Raw genomic sequence first — 22783 nt, forward strand, 5'->3', positions numbered from 1 at the left:
AGCTGTGGATAATTTTTCGAAAAGTGACTATCATAAGACTGAAATCTACTGAGGTCATATGAGTCGCATTTCGAAAAAACGCACAATCATTTTTTCCTTACTCTGCGTGTTTTTCTTTGCTTTTGCTATTTTTCATCATACTCTCATCTGCTATGGAGTGAAATTCTTTTTAACTTCTCGTCTCCCAAAAGGAGAGACTCTTGTTGTTGATTATGAAAGTGGGCACTGGGAAAAAGGTGCTTATGTATTACATCACGTGAGCCTTTCTAGGCAAAGTGCTGAAAAATCCTCGGGGTTTGAAGTGAAAGTTGAAGACCTCCGTTTTGTTTTTTCCCTACAATTCTTTCCATTTCATTTCGGGTCTCAGCTTGTGATCGACTCTCCCGAAATAGCTTTGCTCGATGCCAAGCGAAATGAAAAAAAGAAAAAAAAGGGGCTTTACTCTCTTTGTGAGCAGTTTCTCTTTAAAAAAGAAATTTTCGTCAATCGAGGAAAGGTCGCTCTCAATAAAGACCGTTCAATGGAGGCCTATTTCTCGATAGAAACGGGGCAAGGGGCCGATCAACAGGGCACTTTATTTCTGGCTCATTCTGAGGAAGCTTTAGAAAATGCCCCACTAAAAGCTCATTTTTTTAGGCGGGATCGTGATTTTGAATTTGATGTCCATTTTAATGAATTGCAGCTGCCTTGGATGTTCTCGATGGCGCGCTTTTTTTCACTTCCTATCGATCCGTCTATCCAACTTTCTGAAGGAAACCTTTCAGGAGGACTTGCATTTGGTTTGAGCTCTGCTAATCAAATTTCGCACATTCAGTATGATCTAAAGCTCATCGATTTCACCTTAAATCATGCCTATTATGGAGTTGCGTTCACAGCGTATCAAATCAATTGGCGAGAGCATTTCACATCAAATGATGAAATGGGCCCGTGGACATCTCATCCATTTTTTGAAAAAATTTGGCCTTATTTTGTTGGAGACGGAGAGTTTTATGGCGCAAAGATCTCTTTTGAAGATCCTGAAACCAAAGCCAATCAAGGCGTAGTTGAGCTTCGAGGAAGGCTTCAATTTAGCCATCGCAATCAGCCATTGGTTGACTTTCATGGCCTTTTTACCAAAGATGGACGCGAATATCCCTTACGTCTCTTAGGAGAAGGACTGATTGAAAACGATCAAAATTGGAAAATGGCTGTTGATCTCTCTCTTCAAGAAGAAGGGGGAGAAAAGATGTCAACATACATGGCTTTTTCATCATTAGGCTCCAAGAAGTACCAATTTGAAAGTCGTTTCCAAAATATTTCAGAAGATCCTGTAGATCTTGTTCAACGCCTTGTAAAAATCAAATACCCCCATTTAAAACCTTATTTTCTCGAGCAAGGGAATTTTGAAGGGGCTTTCGTAGGACTTATTGAAAATCGTCGATTTCAATCTTTAGATGTTAAAAAACTTAATGTGGGCCAAGCCCAATTGCGAGATCTTAAGCACAACTTTCTCTTCTCCGCAAAACAAATGAAAGGCAATGGGGAATTTGACTTTTCTAACGCAGATTTTTTTGATGGAACTTTTTGGGAGCTCAAAATTCATGAAGGGGCCTTTGACGGGTTTGAAAATGTCCACGTTGCTAGGCTTGATGCGGACCTTTCGATGCATGATCAGTACCTGAAACCATCGAAGGTCACGGCCATATTGAATGGCATTGAGTCTGACATGCATTTCGAGGGACTTTATACACATCTCAATGTGAATTTAGATTTTGGTCTTACTCCAAAAACACTTTTTGAACTTTTTGGCCATGAGAGAAAAAATGCTCTTTCACAATTTGATGAAAAGCTCGCTTTGGATTTTGACATGCATCTTAGAACTTCCCGAGAAGAGCTTTCTATTGAAGGAAATTTAGACCTGATCCGAGAAAACTGCCCAACCGACTCGGTCCTTTTTGGAGCGAAATGGGAGATGGCAGAGCTTTTGCATGCAGGTTTTTTAAATGGTCTCAATCTTGGTTGGTTTAAAGCAGGCACTCTCTCTGCGGAGACAATTAACTTGCCTTTAGAATTTTTTGAAAAAAATTGGCGGGCTCAGGGAAGAGCTGCTCTTGAAGGAACGCTCAACCGGGAAAAAATCGCTCTTAGTCTCGATCCTTCTGACCTTGTTTATACTTCTCCCTATGTTCAGTTAGAAGCAGGTTATTGTGGAGAAAAAGCGCCATCCTGCCATTTTCGATATGATCTCATATCAGGCCAGTGGTTTGGAAAACTCCCTCTTAAAAATGCGAAGCTTATCGAAAAGTCATTTGGTATTGAGTTCGATTCATTTAGCAGTGAACTCGAATTGGAAGGAGATTTTTTCGAGTTTCAAAATGTTGTCGCTTCTGCTCAGGGCACCTCATTTAAAGGAGCCGTTTCTCTTGATTACCAATATGGAGACTATGCAGAACTTTGCATCAAAACAGATGAAATTAAAGGGTCAACGCAAGCCATTCAAAAGTTTTTACGCCATTTTTCTCCATTTTCAACAATGGATCTTCCTTTAGGAGGTGAGGTCACAAGTGGGGAAAATGGGATGATACTCCGGGCTTTTGTTGGCGAGCGAGAAGAGTTGCTTGGATGGGAAGTGAGCCTGACCTTGCACAATGGAGCCTATCCCATCACTCCAAGCTGCTCGTTTCAAGGGCTCACCACTCGCTTTGAATGGTCTTGGAGAGATCAGGTTCTTAGTTTGATAGAAAGTGATGGATATTTACGTCTTGGGGAAGGTAAATCTCCAAAAAACTACCATCTCAATATTCCCGTAGCGCGAGCAGACTTCAAAAAGGGCTCTTGGGATTACGATCTTCGATTAGAAACTCCGACACATGATATTTGTCGTTTAGTGGGAGATGCTAGACGTGATGAAGCTAAAAAGGAGCTTCAGATTCACATTGATCCCGAGCTGACCCGGTTTTTTGGAGCAAAAGTTAACTTTCGAAAATTTTCGATAGGCGACGAAGGGAAAATCAGGTGTTTAGATTTTGAAACCGATTTGTCCTCACGCGATTTGTACCATCACTTAGATTTTCTCGTTCATGCTGGATTACTTCCGCTTAAAGCCTCTACATTAGAGGAAATGCAAAGCCCTCGATTTGAAGGAAGTACCCATCTTAAAGTTTATTTGAGTGATGCGGATGAGGCATTTTCATTTGAAGCAAAAAGCGATCACTTTGCTTTTGGAACAATTGATTGGGAAAAGCTCCTCATTCATGGAGAAAGAAAAGGGAATGAGTTCAAACTCGACCATTTTTCTGTCGGTTCTTTGACGATGACTGCTCATATGATCAAAGAGAAAGATACTTGGGAAATACCTACCTTTTACGTTGATTGGAAAAACTGTAAGCTCCGCAGCGAAAAAGGACTGTTTGATAAGGAAAATGGGGTGGTGAAGCTTCCTCTTAAACACCTCAATGTTGATTTAGAAGAACTTCTCAAACTAGTTCCCAATCTAGGAGAATATGATCTGAGTTATTTGATGGGGCAATTGGCAACAAGTGGAAACTTGGAATGCAATCTTTCTAAAGGACTGAAAGATTGGAGCTTAGATGCACAGTTGCAACTTCTTGGAAAAGACTTTTCGAAAGGACGGTTACGTGTTGAAAGTGCCAAGCCGATTCATCTGCATTTTTCGCAAGAAAGAGGGGTGGAAATTGGCGGAGCGGTGTTTCACTTTTTTCATCCCCGGTCAAATCAACATTGGGCGAAATGTGAATTTGAAAAATTGGGCTATGACTTTGAATCTAAAAGTTGGAGAGGAACGCAGTTTAAACTCGTTTTACCTCCTGAAATGGTTCACCATTTAGGAGCGACAAGTGCACTCCCTTATTTAGGTGCAGGAGAAGGGTACTTAACCCTATTTGATCAGCCTTTCAAGTGGGACAATCAAATGGAGCTGACCTTTGATTTCAAATTCGGAGAGAGAGCTGAAGTTGAAGGTCGCTTGAAAGAAGGATACTATTGGATTGGAGATAAGGCGTGGTATCTCAATGATTTGCGCTACCTACTCTCTGGAGGTGAAATCGAACTCAAAATGAATACCTTGCTTGATGAGCACCCCTTTGATTTGCAAGCACAAGTCAGTCTTCTGCCTCATTTGAAGACACGCATTATGATTCAAGAAACCCTTGTTGAAGACCAGGCAACAGTTCATCCATTGACCATTGTGAGCAATTGGAACCAAAATGAAGGCTTTTTTATTCAAAGTATTGAAGGGGCAGTGAGTGGTCTTGATTTTTCTTTTCACCACAATCCAAGAGGGTCCTTTTTGGATCAAATGGTGTTAACGGGTCAGCTTAAGATCGATGTTCCAAAGCTATCAAAAGTTCTGCCTAAGTCGATGCAAGAGACAATCCAAGAATTTGAAATCGGAAAAGGATATGAACTCAGTGGTGATTGGGTCATCTCGAAAGAAAAACTCTTAGATTCTCACTTTACTGGGTATCTCAAAGGAAAACGATTTCAACTGATGGGATCTGAAATGGAAACCCTTTTAAGTGAGATTTCCATTCATAAAGATCACATCGAGTTGGCAAAGCTCAATTTAAGTGATGTTTCGGGAATTTTTTCGATAGATGATGTACGTATCGCGAAAGTAGAAGACCAGAAGTGGAAAGTTTCCATTCCTCGGATTGTCGCCCAAAACTTCCGCCCAAGCCTCCTTAAAAAAGTTGGTCGTTATCAGGGACAAATCAAACCTCTGCACATTCGTGATATGAGTTTTCATAACATTCGGGGGATCTTAGGAGATGCGAAAAGTTTTACCGGAAAAGGAAACTTAAATTTCACCAATACTTTTAAAAGCGATTATAACATCCTCGACATTCCCTTTGAAATTTTGGGGCGTCTGGGACTTGATATGGGATTACTAGTTCCTATCAAAGGCCGCCTTGACTATGTGATGGCAGATGGAAAAGTTTTTCTCACCCAACTCACAGATAGTTACAGCGAAGGAAAACGTTCCAAGTTTTACCTTTCTCCTTCAGAGCCCTCGTTTATTGATTTAGATGGAAATCTCAATATCAACATTAAGATGAAACAGTATGTTCTCCTTAAAATTACTGAACCCTTTACCCTCTCAATTGCTGGAACATTTGAAGATATTCGCTACAGTTTGAAATGACCCAATTAGCCAAAACTCTTATTAGATCTCTATCTCAGTTTTTTTATCCCACTTTTTGCCTCCACTGTAACCGTCAAACCTATGGAAAAGATAAGTGGATTTGTAAAATTTGTTTTGATCAAATTGAATGGATCGATTCCACCTTAGCCTGTCAGACTTGTGGGAGACCCAAACGAGATCGGGTGAGTTTGCAATGTAAAGAGTGTCGAATACGTCCCAGTTATCTTATGCCTTTTAACTCTTGCTTTTTTCCTGAGGGGCCAGCTTATAGCTTACATGAACAGCTTCGCGTATATGAAAGTGAAGATGTTGCTAAGATTTTTGCGTCGCTCCTTGTTGTGAAATGGAAAAATCTCTCGTGGCCTTATCCTGATGCAATTGTCCCAGTTCCCGATAGCCGACTTGAGATGCTGTCACTGAAAAGACAACCTAACTACCTTATAGCAAAGTCACTTAGCAAAATCCTTTCAATTCCTTGTCGTCCTATTTTAACAACTCAGGAAAAAGGGATTAGCTATGGATTTCGGGCAAAAACTTTTTTCCAAGGGAATCTCTCCGACAAAAAGGTTTTGCTCATCGCAGATATGGTCCGTGACAGTGATACCATGCGCTTTGCCAGAGATGCTATTTTATCTCTTTTTCCAAAAACGATTTATACATTGGCATTATTTGACCGCCGGATGTAAGATCCATTCTTTTTTTACGAGGGTGTCATATGTCATGTTGTAGAAAAACAGGATGTGGGCCAGTTCACAAACCCAAACTTCCTGATTATTATGAAGGAGTACGCTTCATTTGCGCAATAGCAATAACAGGGCTTGCACTAAAAGTACTTCCTCAAACATTTGCAAAATGGTCTGCTTTGGGATTCGGGCTTCATCTTGGGGGACGTGTGATAAGCGATTGGCCAGAGCTTACAGAAGATCTTTCTAAAATGCCAGAGACATGTGCTTCGGGTTGTACTGATATTGTAGCACAGAGTTACCGACTCAAGTTTGATCCTAGATTATCACTGATCATTGCAACGATTTTTTTCTGTTGCCATATTGAGCATCATGCAGGTGAAATGGTTCCTGTTGTGGGTGTGGCTTTTGGTTTTCGGATATTTCATTGGTTGAATACCTCGCTCTAACACTTTTTAATTTTACTTAGAGCCATTTTTTTTCTGTGATCTGCATCCTGGTTGGCTTTATAATCATAAAGCCAACTCATGTGCCATTCATAAAAAATAAAGTCATATTTGACTATGTACCTGAACTCTAGATTTATTTCACTCATTCTCAGGTTTTTTTCTCTTTCTTCTCAGCCTTCTTACCTCGAAATTCCCATCGGCAATAATGCCGAGAATTTAAGAGAAATCTCTCTCCTGAGATTAAGCAAAATAAACCCAGAGTTCAGGTTATGTCTGCTTGGCAACCAATTTTTAGCCTTAAGTCGCGCTTTACCGTTTGGTATGGTCGCTCACCATTTTATTTTTTGCGAAAAATATCAACGCAAAAAAACAAATCATCTAGTAATCGCTAAACGATCTTTTTTCATAAAATATTGATAACAAGAGGTTTAATATAATCTGTTATGTAGTGTTGAATTACTCATTATTAATAAGTTGTTTATTTTCAATTATTTAAATAATTATAAAAAATATTTATAATAAAATATTTATTTGTTATAATATATTTATCTTTTAGGAAAGATGGAAAAAAAAGGGGAGAATTATGGCTACATCACATGTTAGTCCATCAAGACCACATGGTTACGATATGGTCGCTGATTTCATTGAGGCTATGGATGCCAGTGAGATGACGACAAGTCGCCCTTGGCGACATTCTATAGGCCGCATATCTTGTGCAGTACGTGTTCCAATCTATGCAATCGCAGCAACTTTTCAAGTTGCAAAAATGGCAGTTAAGTTTTTACCTGCAATTCCAATTAGTATTATTCAATGGGCTTTAGGTACAAAAGCCCTAGATAATTGGTCACTTAGAGGGGTTGCTCTAGAAGGAGCGATGGCACTTAAGTTTCTTGATAAAATGGGAAGTTCTATTTTGGGAATCATTTTTGCTCCTCCAAAAAAATATTACTCATTAGCAGAGGTTTTTGAAGGATTTACAAAGGTCGTGGTATTAGGAAAGCACCAAGATGTCTTAAAAAGAGATAACATGGTAAAAACGACCTCAATAGCAGAGCATGTATTCACAATACTTAACACTAGGGTGTCTTATAAAAAGATTATCTTTCAACGAGATAAGATCTATGACGATAATCCGTTTTTCGGGAGTAGTTATCCTGTAAGCTACGAAACTTTGCAAAACGTTAAATCAGGGTAAAGCTATTTAAGCTTCGATGTTTTGGCGTGTCATTTGGATTTGACGGCGTAGGCGCTCATTGTTCTCAAGCTCTTTAGACACTTTTTTCCAGGCATGTAAAAGTGTTGAGTGTTTTTTTCCGCCAAAGGCCGATGCAATTTTTGTGAGAGATTCTCCAATGAGTTCTTTTGCGAGGTACATGGCAATTTGCCTTGCAGTTGCAATATCTTTGCTCCGTTTGGAGCCACGCAAATCGCTTTCGCTGACATTGAACATCGATGATACGCTCGTTAGAATCCGATCAACAGATACCCGTTTTTGAGGTGTGGATTGAAACATTTCACCGAGAGTATTGTCAACGACCTCTTCAGTTGCTTCAAGGTGCATGAGGCGACAGTAGGCGCCCAAACGATTGACAGCTCCTTCGAGTTGACGGACATTGTTAAAGATGTGTTCTGCAATGTAAAATGCAATGTGATTGGAGAGTTTGAATCCTTTTTGTTCCGCTTTATGTTGCAAAATAGCGACGCGGGTTTCGACATCGGGCATTCCAATGTGGGCAACAAGTCCCCACTCCATGCGGGCAATCATCCGTTCGGAGAGTTTAAGTTGTCCTGGGGGTTTATCGCTTGTGATGACGATCTGTTTGTTCTGGTTAATTAACGTTTCAAACGTATTACAAAATTCTTCTTCGAAGTTAAGTCGGTTTTGCAAAAATTGAATGTCATCGACGAGTAACACATCTAAATTGCGAAAGTATTTTTTCATTTTGTCTACAGACTTGTTGCGCAAGTGAAAAACTAAATCGTTGATAAATCCTTCTGTTGTGATGCACTGGAATCGAAGTTTCTTGTGTTGACTTTTGAGCACATGACCAATGGCATGAAGCAAATGGGTTTTGCCAAGTCCCACACCTCCATGAATGAAGAGGGGATTGTACGATTTTCCTGGTTTGGAGGCGACACCTAAGCAAGCAGACTTAATAAACTGATTTGAGGGACCTTCAATGAAATGATCGAATGTGTAGTTTTCATTGAGTTTCATTTCCTGTTCAACAGGAACTTTTTCGATGCGAGGGCGGGGTTTAGAGATGACTTTGGGTTGCTCTTGTTTGAGCTCTTGCACCACAAACTGCAAATCGGGTTCACCTTTTTTAAGAGAACCAAAAAAAGTGCAGAGTTCTTCGCGGTAGTTATCGAGTAAATATTCGCGCACAAAAACGTTTGGAACAAGTAAAGCAGCTGTGTCAGATTCGGTGCTTAATTGGATGGGGGCAATCCAGTTTGCGTACTCAACACGACTGCACCGCTCTTTCATTAAGCGGAGAAATTCAGACCATGTTTCTTCAAGTGAGTGTGTTAACATTAGCAAACCAATCGAGGCGACATTTTTGTGACGTACTTATACTCAAACAGCTTCAAAAATTGGTTTTGAAGTTGTTTGAGTATAGTGCGAAGTATACCCGTTTTGTCACAATATTCCCACCCAAAAATCGTCTTCTTATTTTTCCAATCGAAGTGAAGTGAAAATTCCCCATGCAAGACTAGGAGCAACGATAAACACAATTGCTAAAGGCAACTGGTTTTGATCGGGAAGAAAAGAGACAAGACTTCCTAATGCTGCAGCCCCTCCAATTTGCATCGACCCATACAGAGCTCCTGCATACCCTGCAATCTCTCCAAATGGTGTAAAAGCCATCGAAAAGGCATTGGGCCAAATGAATGTTGAGCCAAAGTAAAATCCAATGACACTTGCAATAATGCTTGCGGCTTCTACTCCATAGATAAAAAAAGTGAAAAACATGAAGAGCCCTGAAACGATGCAAACGGACCAACCAAAGCGCATCATGTTTTTCATCCCAAATCGGCCAACGCATTTTCCATTCAACCATCCAGATAAAACATAAGCGCCTCCACCACCAATCAGCGTGACCCACCCAAATTCAACAGGAGTGAGCCCTGCAAGTTTAATGAGCAAAACAGGTCCAGCAACAAACCATGAAAAAAAAGCTCCATAGGTTAAAAATGTGCATACTGTGATACCCATGAATACCGGGCTTTTCAAAAGAGTCAAATAAGTTGGGAAAATGTAGTTAAGCTTCAAACGTTCCCGATGGAAATGTCTATTGGTTTCTCTAAGCCCCCAACCCACAGCGCAAAGAGCAACGATTGTATAGCAAAGCATGAAAAAAAATGTTGAGCGCCAACCCAAATAATGTTCAAAATAACCGCCGAGCGCCGGCGCAGCTGGAACAATAAACATGATAAAAATCACGAGATATGAGGTGTATTTTGCGAGTTCCTCTCCTTTAAAAATATCGCGGAAAATCGAGCGCCAAAGTGCTGCAACTGCTCCAGCACCGCATCCTTGAATCAACCTTCCCGCAATTAGAAGGAAAATGTTTGGAGCAAAAGCGCACACAATGCTTCCAAAAAACAAAATAGAGAGTCCAATAAGAATAGGCTTTTTCCTCCCGACTCCTTCAGAAATCGGTCCATAAATCAATTGCGAAAGTGCCACTCCTACCATATAAATAGAGAGGCTCCATTGGACCCAATCCATGTCTGTTTGCAAACTGACGGCAATGCCAGGAAGAGAAGGGGCATAGATGTCTGATGCAAACTGTGTTAAACATGCAGCTAAAACAATGATAGAAAAAAGAAACACATGCTTTTTCATGTGGTGGCTTTCCAAAGCTTGACGCTTCTATGCTCTAAAGCGGTTTGCAACTTCTGAATTGCAACTTCTTTTGCTTTTGCTTCGATTTCAACTGTGACGCTCAGACTTTTCCAACAATCGGGGAAATCATCCGGATTGATAAAATCATGGTGCCGTTGTGGTTTGGACCCTTCCCATCCTTCTAGGGGACTAGAAATATGAAAAAGAGGTTCCCGATTCCATGTCTTGAGAGCAGCTTCTGTGACTTCTTGAGTGAGCATGTTGTCTTTTAAACACCGGTGATGATGCACATCATAGACAAATGGAGCTCCGAGTTCGTTGCAAATAGGAAGTAGATCAGAAGGGGTATAACTCTTGTCATCGTTTTCAAATGTCAGCCGCTTTTTGATGCTTGTATCAAGTGATTTGTAATGACTTTTTAAACGGGCAAGTGCTTCAGTTTTGTTGCCGTAAACTCCACCCCCATGAATATTGATCACATCAATCTCCAGTAAATCGGCTAGCATTGCGTGGTAAGTGAGTTCGGCAATGGAACTTTCTACGACCTCTTTTTTGGGGGAATTCAGCACCACGAATTGATCGGGATGTAAAACAAGGCGCAACCCCTTTTCTTCACGATAGAGCCGACACTTCTCGATTTCTTCTAGATGCTCTTTGCCGTTAGGTAAATCAGCAAGGGTGTACATCCAGTCAGGATGAGAGCAAAGGGGAAGAAATTGACTGTTTATGCGGAAAGAGCCGATGTTATGCAAGACACAGTAGGTCATGGCTTTCAAAAGGGCCTGAATGTTGTCTCTAACAATGGCATCGATGTGATCATATGGCTTTTCGCTGCGGCTAAGATATGCCGCTGTTGTAGTGCGGAACTTGATCGGTTCTTCGTAAAAAATGCAACAAAGCCCTAAACGTATCATGTCAATCCTTTAACCAATTTACGTAACATCCCAGGAAACATAATCAGATGAATAGGATAAAAAGTGTACCAATAAATGCGACCAAAAACCCCTTTTGGTCGAAAAATGGCTGTTTGAATGAGGGCACATTCTTTCTCAGTTTGCTCGATTTTGAACTCGAGCCAAGCATCGCCCGGAACTTTCATTTCGGCAAGAAGTAGGAGTCGGTATTTTTTCGAATCGATGTGGAGAACACGCCAAAAGTCAACGACATCACCTGACTTGAGCTCGTTTTGACTCCGACGCCCTTTGCGCATTCCAACTCCTCCAATGGCCCGATCGAAAAAACCACGGTAACGCCACGCCCAATTCATGTAACACCACCCTTTTTTGTCTCCAAGTTGTTGCACCCTTGCGAACACTTCTTCTGGGTGGGTACGAAAAGGGGCTCTCACGCTCATAGATAAGCACCCATGCTTGGGAACTTCGACGTCATCTGCTGTCAGTTCACCTAAATCACTTGAGGTCCAACTGTCCTTCCAAGTCGATAAGACTTGATCTGCGGCAATTTTATCAAGAGCTTGCTTGAGAGCCTTTTGGTAATTCATACATTTTTTTGGGAAAATCGATTGAATGCTGTTTTCTTTGCAGATAGCGTCGTTCTTGACACTTTCTATGAGAGAGCGAGCAATAAAGTAGTTTGTCGATGTGATCAAAATGAGCCAATAAGACGAGAGGCGAGGAGTTAAAACTGGAATAGGGAGAATCAAGCGGAAAAGTTTTCGTATTTTGGCATAACCGAGTAGCATCTCTTTATAAGTCAATACATCTGGACCTCCAATATCGAATGTTCGACCCAAGCAATCTTTGTGCCCTAAAACTTTAATGAGATAATGAATGACATCCCTAACTGCAATGGGCTGGCAGCGGCTGAGCACCCACTTCGGAGCCACCATGATGGGTAATTTTTCCACAAGATCACGGATAATTTCAAAAGAAGCACTTCCAGAACCAATAATGATTCCTGCTCGCAGCGAGGTAAGGGGACACTTCGCCGTTTTCAAAATTGTTTCCACTTCTAAGCGTGATCTTAAATGTTTTGAGAGGGTGTGGTTCGAAATCAGTCCTGTAAGGTAAATCACTTGGCGGCAACTCGTCGCATTCACCATTTCGACAAAGTTGTGGGCAGCTTTTTGGTCAAGCTGCTCAAAGTCGTCGTACTTACGAGCCATTGAATGGACGAGGTAGTATGCTGCATCTAGATCTTTGGGAATCTTTGCTAAGGATTTGATATCTAATAGATCGGCAGCAAGGACATTCACTTGTTTTTCAAATCCCTCGGGGATACGAACACTATCTGCACGACGTGCGATTGCTAGAACTTCATGCCCTTCCTTAACAAGAAAAGAAAGAAGTCGTGTTCCAATGTAACCGTTTGCTCCAGTCAGTAGTATGCGCATAGAAATAACTTTAATAGAATTTAGATAGTTTCGTCAAATATTTCTCTGTGCCCTCTTTCGAGAAATATTATTTGACGACATCATCTAGCTCTGAGCACAAGAGAATTGACTTTGCTCAATGTATTGAGCAAAATTCGGGATATATGTATAAAAGATTTATATTTAATGAGATAAAGGAAAGGCTTCTATTTCTAGAGACATCCTTCTCATGACACAAGTCAATAAACCTGCATTGCTTCGACGTCTTTTTCAACTTGGTTGCGAATATTCGGGGCAGATCCTTTCGTTTCAAAAGATGGTAGGGCAGTTGCAAGATGCTGGAAATACAACCACCCTTTCACATTACCTTGAGCTCTTAACTAGGGCGGGTGTTTTGACTGGTTTAAGCAAGTATGCGAAGCAAACTGTCCGAAGAAAAGGCTCTAGTCCCAAATTTCAGGTATTTAATACAGCCCTAATGAGTGCTCTGAGTGGAAGAACTTTTGAGGAAGCAAAAGAGGATAAAGTGTTTTGGGGAAGATTAACTGAGTCGGCAGTTGGGGCTACATTAGTTAATGGAATCCGAGGAACACAAGTTGAGTTATTCTATTGGAAAGAAGGAGCGAAAGAAGTAGACTTTGTCTTGAAAAAAGGACAGTTAGTCGTTGCATTCGAAGTCAAAAGTGGAGACCGCAAAGAAAAACTTTCTGGGATGAATGAATTCAAACAGGCTTTTCCAAAAAGTAAACTTCTTCTTGTGGGGAATAGGGGAATTTCCCTGGAGGACTTTTTCAAAACTCCCATCTTGCATTGGTTTTCATAATTGCAAAAAAAGGAGGAGAGAGCTATACACTCCTTATCTTTCATGCTCATATTTTTTGGAGAAAGGTTCATGAAAAAATTTTTGATCGTTACCTGCGCACTTGCTTTTGTTGTTTTTGCTTACTTTAGTTTGCGACATCTCGTTCCCATCACAGGATTACCCACAGAAAACCGGGAGACGTTTGCGATTCAAAACCACCTGCAAACATTTCATCCGATTCAGGAAGATAAGAACTTTGTTATTGTCATTTTAGGAGAAAATGCAGAAGATTCATGCGAAAGGCAGCTCAAGTCCATTTTCAACCAAACCTATAGTGCTTACCAGATCCTCTATTTAGATAATGGCTCTACAGATCAAACCGCAGATAAAGTTAAAACATTTTGTGAAAAGGAAAACAAGGCAGGTCGTCTGACCCTTGTTTGTCACAAGCAGAAAAAAGCTGATATGCAAGTCGTTTACGATGCCATTCATCAGTTAAGTCCACAAGACATCGTTGTTTATCTTGAGGGAAATGACTGGCTTTCCCATGAAAATGTTCTCGATCATTTGAATTGTGCCTATGCCCATCCAGATGTCTGGCTAACATATAGCCGAGCCATTCGTCACCCTGATTACCAGCAAGTAGAAGGTAAACCCTTTTCTGATAGATTTTTACAAGAGAAAAAATTCCGAGAGCAGGGAACTCTTCCTTTGCCCTCGCTTGTAACCTTTCCCGTCGCCTATTTTAAAGAGATTCGTCTAGAAGATCTTCTCTTTAATGGCCGCTTCGTCGCTGAGCGAGCCTCGCTAGCATTTCTTTACCCCCTTTTAGAAATGGGGCCCACCCATGTCTTATTTATGGATGAAGTGATGCTTGTGAAAAACGATACGACAGTTGAAGGGGACCACAAAGAGCACCTCCATCAGCTGATGGCCATTGAATCCTATCTACGTTCTCTCAAGTCTTATCCGACATTAAGCCAGCTTAGACTCAGTCCAGGAGCTCAAAATGCTCATCGGTTGAAAGGAGACATTTTGATCTTTTCTGAAGATAGCCCCTTACATCTCTATGCTTGCTTAGAGTCACTCTACTTAAAGGTACGCGATGTCAATGAAATCTATGTGATCTATCAAAGTCGTGACCAATCCTTTGGTCGGGCTTATCTCAACCTAAAAAATGAGTTTCCCACTGTACAGTTTTTAGATGTATGTGACTATCCAGGAAATGATTTTGAGTCGCTTCTTACTAAGACTTTAGAAAACAAGCGGTATGGAGCCCCTTTTGTTCTCATCACGGACGATCACTTTGTGTTTGAGCAAAAACTTATGCTACATGAATGCATCACTTCCCTTGAAAAAGTCCACGCCGATCATTTCTTTTTAAATCTCGATGAAAAGGTTGCCAATTCTCCATTGCCTGAAGCCATTCAAATTACAGATGGTACCTATGCGTGGCAACTAGGCGAAGAAGGACAAAAGCAGTCTCCTTTCATGTGCCTCAGCCGCAAAGCTGTTTTAGATATTGGTTTAGCTTCCCATCGAGTGCAGGATTTGGCAGCATTTAAGCAGCTTTGGAAAAAGCTCCTTCCTTCTCATTCCGTCGCCCTTTTCTATGAAGAGAAAAAGGCCCTTCCTTTGAAGCTCGAGAAAGAAGAAACTCTCACTCAGAAGAAAGACTGGGGCAATAAGTTCAATGAGGGATACAAGATTGATCTGCCCTCACTCCTCTGCGAGATGGATGAGCTCCAAAAAGGGGACTATCCCCTCATCAAGCGTGAAAGGAAAAAACTAAGTACAACTCAATAACTCTAGTGCTCCATAACAAAAAATTCTATAGCTAATTTTATCCATTATTGAAGAATTCGAATAAATCGTTCAACACTGGATAGATTCGCTCTTTCGTAAATTATCTTTCTAAGTGATTAATAATTAACAATTAAAATATTTATTAATAAATAATAAATATTTAGTTATAATAAAGTTAGGGGTTTATAGAAGAGGAAGGCGCAGTGTCTTTTTTAGTTCAATCCGGAACAGATTTATATCAGACTGCCATTGAGCAAGATAGGGTATCTTCGCAAGATATTATGAATTATCATGCGGTGGCTCCTCTAACACACAAAAGAGCTCTAAATGCAGTAGAAGTAGATTATCGGGTCCAAGAGGCTACCAAAGGGGTTTTCAAGAAAATAGGAGACTTTTTTGGTAAAATTATTAACGGCGATAGCTTAATGCAAAAAATTGGGCTCGCAATCTTGGTTGGAGCCGTGGCAGGTATTGCGGCTGCTTTCTTTTTCTCAAACCCCATCGGTTGGATTGTTTTTGGTTCTGTTGTTGTAGTGACATTGATCGCGCAGCTGATCATCCCAACAATTAAAGATGCCTATGTCCATGATGTTGGGTTTGGTCAGATGTTGGCCTTTAAATTCAGTGCATGGAAACGGAGTCTAAATGACAAAAACTACGATCATGTTTTCACAGCCCAAAATGGAGCGAAGATTTTCCTCGGAGCTCTGCCCAATCATAACACCTTTGATCTTTCTCAGCTTGTATTAGGCGAGAATATCGGAGCGGTTATCTCTGTTAACGAACCTTGGGAAAGGAAAGAAATTGGAGTTTCCCGACCTTACACGAGTCAAGAGTATAGGGATGCTGGCATCAATTATTATCGTGTTGATGCTGATGATCATCGACTTTTAGAGCGAAATGAATTGGTCTATATAGCTGATGCAATTGATATGGAGCTAGCTCAAGGAAGAAATGTTTACATTCATTGTCGCGCAGGTGTTGGTCGTTCTGCGATGGGAGTTGCTGCTTACTTAATGATGTTTCAAGATATGAGTGCTGATGCAGCAGCAAATCAAATTAAACATGGAGGTGGAGATGGTAAGTACTATGCACCCGGCCGCAAAGATTCGACCATTATGAGAAAACTAGACGATAAGGTCGATAAACATAGTGAGATTCAGGTAGGGCTCAGAAATATTGAACTATTTGATCAATTCGTGAATCAATAGTAAGAACCTGAGTTATGGATTTATTTTGCGTCTTCTCCGGGATTTTTCTCTTTCTTCCTGATCTTTATATCTTGAAAAGAGCTCTTCAGCCCTTCCCATCGGTAAAAACCTCAAGAATTTAAGAGAACTACCCTATGAGAAAGAGCAAAATAAATCCATAACTTAGGTTAAGAATATGCGAGAGTGAGAGCGCGGGCTTGGTTTGCCACAAGCGCATCAGAGCTACGCTCGAGCTGACTTGATTGAGCTAGAGCCTGTCTTTTGTATCCCAGTAAGAAAAGCGCTTTTGCCCGATTGAGTAGGGTAGGTTCATGAGAGGAGTCAATCTTGAGCGCTCTTTCGAGATAGTTGAGAGCGGAAAGGTTGTTTCCTGTTTCAAGATAGATGGCCCCAAGGGTTTGGAGATCGTACAGATTGTCTTCTGCAAGCACAACTAGGGCTTCGAAAAATTTTAAAGCTTCTTGATATTTTCCTTGCTTGACGTAAGAGTATCCTACAAAACGGATATCTTCCATCTCATCTGCGCTCCATCCCAGTAAGTCTAACCACTCTGTTTTGCTCATGACTATCCTTTTGAATATTGACTGCGTCGGGCGTTAATGGCGCTCAGCAGTTTATCTAAACTATGAATGTATTCCAATAAGTCGAGCAGTGTTTTAGACTCTTTTTGCTCTTCTTCCTCATCACGTTCGTCTTCCCAGGCATAAGTAGAAGTTTGTCCAGCAGATTTTTTTTCCTTTCGCTTCATTTTGTTGAGGTCGCACCGCTCTTTGATTTTTTGCATTTGAGCTTGCTGAAACTCTTCTGTTCCGAGCGAGGGAATCACCTGAAACGTGAAGATACGCATTTTTTGAGTTGTATATCCAGGAGGGGCAAAAAAGGCAGCCCATTGTTGATGCCGTTGCTTCGTTTGGAAGATGAGATCGAACTCACTCGTGTAGAAAGGGGCATAGACGTCAATAACGGTTTGTTTCGAGATGCGAGGGGCTTCGCTAATGATCGATTTATCGAGGAATTCTTGGTCGGTAGCCCAACGCACTGAGGTCTCAATGCCAAGATTATCTATTGTACGTGGTTCTGCCATTTTATCCTTATCTTAGGGTTTCACCTAATATATACCTACTTTGTCGATTTCTGACCAGAGGCGGAAATGAAACGAAATACAATTTCCACTCATTTCCACATTTTGATTTCTTCTTTTAACTGAGTCTTTTAAGGTAGAAAATGCCCTTGTTGATGAGAAAAAAATTACCAAAAATGTTGCTGATTTTCGAAAGCAGTGATAGGATGTGGAAATAAGTGGAAAAATTGAAGCGTGAAACTTCACTATGTTCTTTTTTAAAGGATCAACAGAAACCAAAGTCGACGAGAAGAACCGGTTCGTTCTGCCTCAGCAGATGCGATATGGCCTTGTTGAAAATGGAGAACTCGAGTTCACCATTGCTCTTGGACTTGGTGGGTGTTTGACGATTTACAGACGGAGCGACATTGAGAAAATTGTCCGTGGTTTTCAAAAGAAACAGCACGATGCACGCTATCAAAAGTTTTTTACTCTTTTCTTTTCCACTCTCCACCACTCAACTTGCGATAAGTTGGGACGGGTTGTAATTCCACCTGTTCTGCGCAAAGCGGCAAAGATTCAGTCGGAAATTGTGGTGGCAGGAGTGCTAAACAAGATCGAAATCTGGCCAAAAGAGAAATATGCTCTTGAGCTTGAAGAGTTCTTGGAAGGAAATGACGACAGTCTTTCTAAAATGATGGAAGAGGCTTTTGCCCTTCTTGATGGAGAAGAGGATCAGGTACGTTTAACGCCTGAGCAGCAAGTGGAGTATCAGGAAATCTGATGGGGCATATTCCAGCGATGCTGCGAGAGAGTTTAGAATTTTTTCGCGAGAAAAAAATTCGAACATTTTTTGACGGGACATTAGGAGCGGGTGGTTTTGCTAAAGGGTTGCTCAGTGAGCATCCAGAAATCGAAACGTACTTTGGATGTGATCGCGATGAGCGGGCACTAGAATTAGCAAAAGACAATTTAGCCGCGGTGCAAGATAGAGTGAAGTTTATTCATGGCAATTTCCGGGACTTGGATGAGCTTTTAGCAGCGCAAGAAATACAAGAAGTAGACGGTTTTTTTTTGACTTTGGGGTGTCATCGATGCAGTTAGACCAAGAAGATAGAGGCTTTAGCTTCATGAAAGAGGGACCTCTCGATATGCGAATGGATCGCAGCGAGAATCTTTCTGCCAAGGACGTGGTCAACACTTATTCTGAAAAGGAGTTAGGTGAGATTTTCCGTGAATACGGAGAAGAAAAAAATTGGCGGGGAGCTGCACGCGCTGTTGTTGAAGCACGCCGAAAAAAACCGATTGAAACGACAAAAGAACTAGCTGATATTGTTGCTGCATCCGGTCGTAAGTCGCGCAAAAAATTGCATCCTGCAACGCTTGTCTTTCAAGCTTTGCGCATTTTTGTGAACCGTGAGCTTGAAGCGATTCAAGAAGGGGTGAGCAAAGCAATTAAAATGCTTGCATCAGGTGGTTTGATTGGAACGCTTTCATTTCACCGTTTAGAAGATCGGATTGTGAAAAATATTTTTCGTGATGCTTCCAAACCGCTAAAGAAAATTGAGGGAATGAAAGAGACGACATTTCTTCCCCTTATGAAGCTTGTGACTAAATCTCCATTGACGCCGTCGCGTCAAGAAGCGCGTGTGAACCCTCGCGCAAGAAGTGCAAAGCTTCGTTTTGCTGAGAAATTATAAAGATGGGTGGGGGATGTGAGCCGCCTACTACTCATTCGCTTACTCCTCTGCATTTTGTTTTCAGCTTTTCTGCTTTATTCGTATATTGACAAGTTGAACGATATTACTGAACTGAAAATCGAAATACCGAAACTTGCCGAAGAGGTTCAAGTGCTTCGAGAAGAAAACGCTGCACTGATTTTGCAAATCGAAAAAATCGAAAATCCTCAAAGCCTCATGGAAAAAATGCGCCAACCTGAGTACAGCCACTTACGAGAGCCAACCCATGTGATCAAGATCGAAGAAGGGTAGAGAAAATGGACTCAAAAGATTCGCGCCGCCTAGTGACTCTTTCTTTGCTTGTCCTTCTTCTCTTTTGTTTCATTATTGTGCAGTTTTACCAGCTTCAAATTGTCGAAGGAGATAAGTGGTCTCGTCTAGCCAAACAACAGCACCATTTTTCAATTAGCGAACCGTTTAAACGGGGACGGTTTTTTGGAAATTCAGAGCTCAAAGAAAATCACGTTGGTGAGCCGCAAGTTCTCGTCTGCGATGTCAAAAGGTACCACCTTTACGTCGATCCATTGTCAGTTCCTGAGCCCTATCGAGAAGAAATTGTCGAGAATTTACAAGACATTATTTCTCTTTCCTGGGAGGAGAAAAATTTTATTCCCGAGCAATTTCTCAAGCGGTCTCGAAGTCGAAAGTTGAAAATGTGGCTGACAGAGTCAGAAAAGGGGGGAATAGAGCGTTGGTGGCGTCCCTATGCAAAATGGAAAAAAATTCCACTCAATGCCCTCTATTTTGTCGAAGATTACCGTCGCTATTACCCTTATGGAAAATTGCTTGGCAGCGTTTTGCACTCTGTGCGTGATGACCGAGATCCTGAAACGAACCAGTGTTTTCCAACTGGGGGATTAGAGCTTACACTTGATCGACATTTACGTGGAAAACCGGGGAAGCGGCTTCAACTCCGATCGCCTCGTCAACCCTTAGAAAGCGGAGTGGTGGTTTCCCATCCTGAAAATGGAGCCGATATTTATTTAACGGTTGAGCCGTATATTCAAGCCATTGCCGAAGAAGAGATCGAGCATGCAGTGAGACAAGTCGGAGCCAAGAGTGGTTGGGCAGTGATGATGGATCCTCATACGGGGGAAATCATTGCACTGGCGCAGTATCCAGGGTTTGAGCCTGCAAATTATCGGGATTACTATAATGATTTGAAGCGTATTGAAGCCACAAAAGTTCATGCGATCACCGATTGTTTTGAGCCAGGTTCGACGATGAAGCCGATTTCAGTTGCCATTGCATTTTTAGCGAACAAAGAACTTGAAAGGCGGGGAAAAGAATCGATTTTTTCTCCAACAGAAATGATTCCTGTTTGGGATGGAGCGTTTCCTGGAAGAAAAGTTCCCATTCATGATGTGGGACGGCACAAATATCTCAATATGTATTTGGGAATTCAAAAGTCTTCAAACATTTATGTCGCAAAGTTGATCCAACGGGTGGTTGCAACACTTGGAGATCAATGGTACCGGCAGCAATTAGAAGAGGTGTTTGGTTTTGGTCAAAAGACGGGAATCGAGCTTCCATCTGAAATTGAAGGGATGCTACCGAATCCAGAAAAGAAATACGGTTCAGGAAAGCCGCAGTGGTCAACTCCCACCCCCTACTCACTCTCTTTTGGATATAACCTTCTCGCCACAAGTGTGCAGATGCTTCGAGCCTATGGAATCATTGCGAATGGGGGGTGGGATGTCCAGCCAACACTGATAAAAAAAATTGTAAAAGGGGATCGGGTGGCGTTTGACCATCAAGACAAGTTGAAGGGGAGAAAGCGGCTTTTAGATGAGGACATTAGCCGAGAATTAATTTATGCGTTAAAATCAGTCACGAAACCAGGAGGTTGCGCAAGTCGCGCCGATGTTCCTGGTTATACAGAAGGGGGAAAAACGGGAACAACCGAAAAAATCATCAATGGGATTTATTCCAAAAAACACCATTTTTCGAGTTTTGTCGGTTTTGCTCCCGCCTCAAATCCTCGGTTTGTGCTTCTCATTGCAATTGATGAGCCTGAGTACAGATACTTACCTGGAATTGGGAAGACTTTTTTTGGTGGGAGATGTGCGACTCCTGCATTTAGTAAAATCATGTATCGCACTTTGAAATATTTGGGCATTCCCGAAGATGATCCTCATGGCTATCCATTAGGAGATCCCCGGTATGATCCAAAGAAAGCCGATTGGATGGAGCAAGTTGAAATCCTCAAGGATTTGTATGGGCAATGGAATTACCGTTAAAAAACTTTTTCAAGGATTAGATGTCGAAATCAAGGGTTGCAAAGACCTCGAAGTAACGGGAGTCTGTTCCCATTCGAAGTTCGTTGCACCTGGCAATCTTTTCATCGCAAAAAAAGGGACGAATTTTGATGCGACAGAGTTTATTCCCGATGCAGCATCAGCAGGTGCTACAGCAATTTTGACCGATCTCTACAATCCATTCTTAGAAGGACCTGCTCAAGTGATTCATCCCCATCCAGATCGCATTGAAGCAGAAATTGCAGATCGGTTTTTTCGCTATCCATCCCAAGAGCTTTTTTTAATTGGAATTACAGGAACCAATGGAAAGACAACCACGTCCTACCTTATTCACCATTTACTGACACGAAAAGAGTCACCTTGTGGACTCATGGGAACGATTGAAACCATGATTGGGCAGCATCGGATTCCGTCAGAATTGACAACTGCAGATATTGTGACCAACCAAAAATTCTTACGTGAAATGCGCGATCAGGGGGCAGAAAATGGAGTGATGGAAGTGACCTCTCATGCTCTTGAGCAAGGGAGAGTTGCAGGACTTGATTTTGACATGGCCATTTTTACCAACTTCTCTCAAGACCACCTTGATTATCACGGTACAATGGAAAACTACCTCGCCGCAAAAGCCAAACTCTTCAAAATCATTGACGCTCCTGAAAAAATTGCCGTTCTAAACGCCGATGATGCTGCGTCTTTGCAAGCCTTTGGCGCTTCACGTGCAAAAGCTGTGACGTTTGGGATCGAGTCTCCTGCAGATTATCAAGCAAAGGGCATGCATAGAGATCTTGAAGGAACCTCTTTCATCCTCGCTCATCAAGGTAAAGAGCGTCGTTTTAAAATACCGCTCATTGGAGATTTTAATGTGCTCAACGCTCTTGCTGCGATTGCTGCCTGTCATCAAAGAGGGCTAACTTTCGAGCAAATCCAACGGAGGTTAGCCACTTTTCCGGGAATTCCTGGAAGATTAGAGCGCATTCAAAATGATCGTGGGATCCATCTTTTTGTGGACTTTGCCCATACGCCAGAAGCTTTAGAAAAGGTTCTTTCTTTGCTGACCCAAGTGAAAGAGAAAAAAATTCTCACCATTTTTGGTTGTGGAGGGGATCGGGACCCAAGTAAGCGCCCCAAAATGGCTGCTGCCGTTGAAAAATTTTCCGATCACGTGATTCTCACCTCCGACAATCCTCGATCGGAAGATCCGATGGAAATTTGCTTGGAGGCTGCAAAAGGGATTCGAGAGACACGCAAACTTCTCATTGAAGTCGATCGAAAAGCGGCAATTGCAAAGGGGATCGAGTTAGCAAAACCTGGCGATGTCGTACTTCTTGCGGGTCGAGGGCATGAACCTTTTCAAAAGATTGGAGGACGACTCATACCGTTCGACGACCGGGAAGTTGCACGAGAAATTTGTAGTCATTCACCGTGATTGCTAAGAACCTGGGTTCTG

Annotated in this window: 17 protein-coding genes and 1 pseudogene; 12 read left to right on the top strand and 6 right to left on the bottom strand. The window is 41.7% G+C overall.

Annotation, left to right across the window (positions count from 1 at the left end; all coding sequences use genetic code 11):
• The first annotated feature begins 58 nt into the window (after positions 1 to 58).
• The 4 genes from SNE_RS02885 to SNE_RS02900 all read left to right on the top strand — a co-directional run bounded on the left by SNE_RS02885 (position 59) and on the right by SNE_RS02900 (position 7470).
• Positions 59 to 5143: a hypothetical protein gene (locus SNE_RS02885; protein WP_013942824.1), complete on the top strand. Its 5085-nt coding sequence runs from the start codon at positions 59 to 61 to the stop codon at positions 5141 to 5143.
• Positions 5140 to 5829 carry a phosphoribosyltransferase gene (locus tag SNE_RS02890; RefSeq protein WP_013942825.1) on the top strand — a complete coding sequence of 230 codons (690 nt, stop codon included), beginning with the start codon at positions 5140 to 5142 and terminating at the stop codon, positions 5827 to 5829. Before SNE_RS02885 ends, SNE_RS02890 begins: the two co-directional genes overlap by 4 nt.
• A 29-nt stretch (positions 5830 to 5858) precedes the next feature.
• On the top strand, positions 5859 to 6275 hold the full coding sequence (locus SNE_RS02895; RefSeq protein WP_013942826.1) for a hypothetical protein: 417 nt from the start codon (positions 5859 to 5861) through the stop codon (positions 6273 to 6275).
• 583 nt (positions 6276 to 6858) lie between these two features.
• Positions 6859 to 7470, top strand: a complete 612-nt coding sequence (locus SNE_RS02900) for a hypothetical protein (protein WP_148258930.1) — start codon at positions 6859 to 6861, stop codon at positions 7468 to 7470.
• A 6-nt stretch (positions 7471 to 7476) separates the two neighbouring features.
• Here the strand turns inward: SNE_RS02900 and dnaA are convergent, their stop codons facing one another.
• The 4 genes from dnaA to SNE_RS02920 form a co-directional block, all read right to left on the bottom strand.
• Complete coding sequence (gene dnaA, locus SNE_RS02905; RefSeq protein ID WP_013942829.1) at positions 7477 to 8814, bottom strand: chromosomal replication initiator protein DnaA; 1338 nt, start codon at positions 8812 to 8814, stop codon at positions 7477 to 7479.
• Between the two features lie 135 nt (positions 8815 to 8949).
• Positions 8950 to 10128 carry a multidrug effflux MFS transporter gene (locus SNE_RS02910; RefSeq protein WP_013942830.1) on the bottom strand — a complete coding sequence of 393 codons (1179 nt, stop codon included), beginning with the start codon at positions 10126 to 10128 and terminating at the stop codon, positions 8950 to 8952.
• Positions 10125 to 11042, bottom strand: coding sequence for a UV DNA damage repair endonuclease UvsE (gene uvsE / locus SNE_RS02915; protein WP_013942831.1), 918 nt, complete (start codon positions 11040 to 11042; stop codon positions 10125 to 10127). Before uvsE ends, SNE_RS02910 begins: the two co-directional genes overlap by 4 nt.
• Positions 11039 to 12481 carry an SDR family oxidoreductase gene (locus tag SNE_RS02920; protein ID WP_013942832.1) on the bottom strand — a complete coding sequence of 481 codons (1443 nt, stop codon included), beginning with the start codon at positions 12479 to 12481 and terminating at the stop codon, positions 11039 to 11041. The genes uvsE and SNE_RS02920 overlap by 4 nt, the downstream gene beginning before the upstream one ends.
• Positions 12482 to 12680: 199 nt before the next feature.
• On the opposite strand from SNE_RS02920, the gene SNE_RS02925 reads away from it, so the two are divergent.
• From SNE_RS02925 to SNE_RS02935, 3 genes are all read left to right on the top strand, one after another.
• The gene (locus SNE_RS02925) at positions 12681 to 13283 is read left to right on the top strand and encodes an ATP-binding protein (RefSeq protein ID WP_269453437.1); all 603 of its coding nucleotides are present in this window, start codon (positions 12681 to 12683) and stop codon (positions 13281 to 13283) included.
• Positions 13284 to 13352: 69 nt separating this feature from the next.
• Entirely contained in the window at positions 13353 to 15068 is a 1716-nt protein-coding gene (locus SNE_RS02930; RefSeq protein WP_158307203.1) for a glycosyltransferase family A protein, read from the top strand.
• A gap of 203 nt (positions 15069 to 15271) precedes the next feature.
• A complete protein-coding gene (locus tag SNE_RS02935) occupies positions 15272 to 16279 on the top strand; it encodes a protein-tyrosine phosphatase family protein (RefSeq protein ID WP_013942835.1) in 1008 nt (335 codons plus the stop codon).
• Between the two features lie 167 nt (positions 16280 to 16446).
• Here the strand turns inward: SNE_RS02935 and SNE_RS02940 are convergent, their stop codons facing one another.
• Positions 16447 to 16842: a tetratricopeptide repeat protein gene (locus SNE_RS02940; protein ID WP_013942836.1), complete on the bottom strand. Its 396-nt coding sequence runs from the start codon at positions 16840 to 16842 to the stop codon at positions 16447 to 16449.
• A gap of 2 nt (positions 16843 to 16844) precedes the next feature.
• Positions 16845 to 17363, bottom strand: coding sequence for a DUF5399 domain-containing protein (locus SNE_RS02945; protein ID WP_013942837.1), 519 nt, complete (start codon positions 17361 to 17363; stop codon positions 16845 to 16847).
• 244 nt (positions 17364 to 17607) lie between these two features.
• Here SNE_RS02945 and SNE_RS02950 point away from each other — a divergent pair, with 244 nt between their 5' ends.
• The 5 genes and pseudogenes from SNE_RS02950 (at position 17608) to SNE_RS02970 (ending at position 22762) form a co-directional block, all read left to right on the top strand.
• Positions 17608 to 18123: a division/cell wall cluster transcriptional repressor MraZ gene (locus tag SNE_RS02950; protein ID WP_013942838.1), complete on the top strand. Its 516-nt coding sequence runs from the start codon at positions 17608 to 17610 to the stop codon at positions 18121 to 18123.
• A gap of 17 nt (positions 18124 to 18140) precedes the next feature.
• A pseudogene (gene rsmH, locus SNE_RS02955) lies at positions 18141 to 19039 on the top strand (16S rRNA (cytosine(1402)-N(4))-methyltransferase RsmH).
• Positions 19040 to 19054: 15 nt separating this feature from the next.
• Positions 19055 to 19330, top strand: coding sequence for an FtsL-like putative cell division protein (locus SNE_RS02960; protein WP_041419186.1), 276 nt, complete (start codon positions 19055 to 19057; stop codon positions 19328 to 19330).
• 5 nt (positions 19331 to 19335) lie between these two features.
• Positions 19336 to 21318, top strand: a complete 1983-nt coding sequence (locus tag SNE_RS02965; RefSeq protein WP_013942842.1) for a peptidoglycan D,D-transpeptidase FtsI family protein — start codon at positions 19336 to 19338, stop codon at positions 21316 to 21318.
• The gene (locus tag SNE_RS02970; RefSeq protein ID WP_079891523.1) at positions 21242 to 22762 is read left to right on the top strand and encodes a UDP-N-acetylmuramoyl-L-alanyl-D-glutamate--2,6-diaminopimelate ligase; all 1521 of its coding nucleotides are present in this window, start codon (positions 21242 to 21244) and stop codon (positions 22760 to 22762) included. Before SNE_RS02965 ends, SNE_RS02970 begins: the two co-directional genes overlap by 77 nt.
• Positions 22763 to 22783 lie beyond the last annotated feature (21 nt).

Origin of the sequence: Simkania negevensis Z (assembly GCF_000237205.1) — a bacterium.
GTDB classification, from domain to species: Bacteria; Chlamydiota; Chlamydiia; order Chlamydiales; family Simkaniaceae; genus Simkania; species Simkania negevensis.

Coding starts and splice junctions, on each gene's coding strand:
- SNE_RS02945 (WP_013942837.1), bottom strand. CDS start 17,363: ATGGCAGAACCACGTACAATAGATAATCTTGGCATTGAGACCTCAGTG.
- SNE_RS02910 (WP_013942830.1), bottom strand. CDS start 10,128: ATGAAAAAGCATGTGTTTCTTTTTTCTATCATTGTTTTAGCTGCATGT.
- SNE_RS02885 (WP_013942824.1), top strand. CDS start 59: ATGAGTCGCATTTCGAAAAAACGCACAATCATTTTTTCCTTACTCTGC.
- uvsE (WP_013942831.1), bottom strand. CDS start 11,042: ATGATACGTTTAGGGCTTTGTTGCATTTTTTACGAAGAACCGATCAAG.
- SNE_RS02950 (WP_013942838.1), top strand. CDS start 17,608: ATGTTCTTTTTTAAAGGATCAACAGAAACCAAAGTCGACGAGAAGAAC.
- SNE_RS02970 (WP_079891523.1), top strand. CDS start 21,242: ATGATCCAAAGAAAGCCGATTGGATGGAGCAAGTTGAAATCCTCAAGG.
- SNE_RS02930 (WP_158307203.1), top strand. CDS start 13,353: ATGAAAAAATTTTTGATCGTTACCTGCGCACTTGCTTTTGTTGTTTTT.
- SNE_RS02940 (WP_013942836.1), bottom strand. CDS start 16,842: ATGAGCAAAACAGAGTGGTTAGACTTACTGGGATGGAGCGCAGATGAG.
- SNE_RS02895 (WP_013942826.1), top strand. CDS start 5,859: ATGTCATGTTGTAGAAAAACAGGATGTGGGCCAGTTCACAAACCCAAA.
- SNE_RS02900 (WP_148258930.1), top strand. CDS start 6,859: ATGGCTACATCACATGTTAGTCCATCAAGACCACATGGTTACGATATG.
- SNE_RS02920 (WP_013942832.1), bottom strand. CDS start 12,481: ATGCGCATACTACTGACTGGAGCAAACGGTTACATTGGAACACGACTT.
- dnaA (WP_013942829.1), bottom strand. CDS start 8,814: ATGTTAACACACTCACTTGAAGAAACATGGTCTGAATTTCTCCGCTTA.
- SNE_RS02965 (WP_013942842.1), top strand. CDS start 19,336: ATGGACTCAAAAGATTCGCGCCGCCTAGTGACTCTTTCTTTGCTTGTC.
- SNE_RS02890 (WP_013942825.1), top strand. CDS start 5,140: ATGACCCAATTAGCCAAAACTCTTATTAGATCTCTATCTCAGTTTTTT.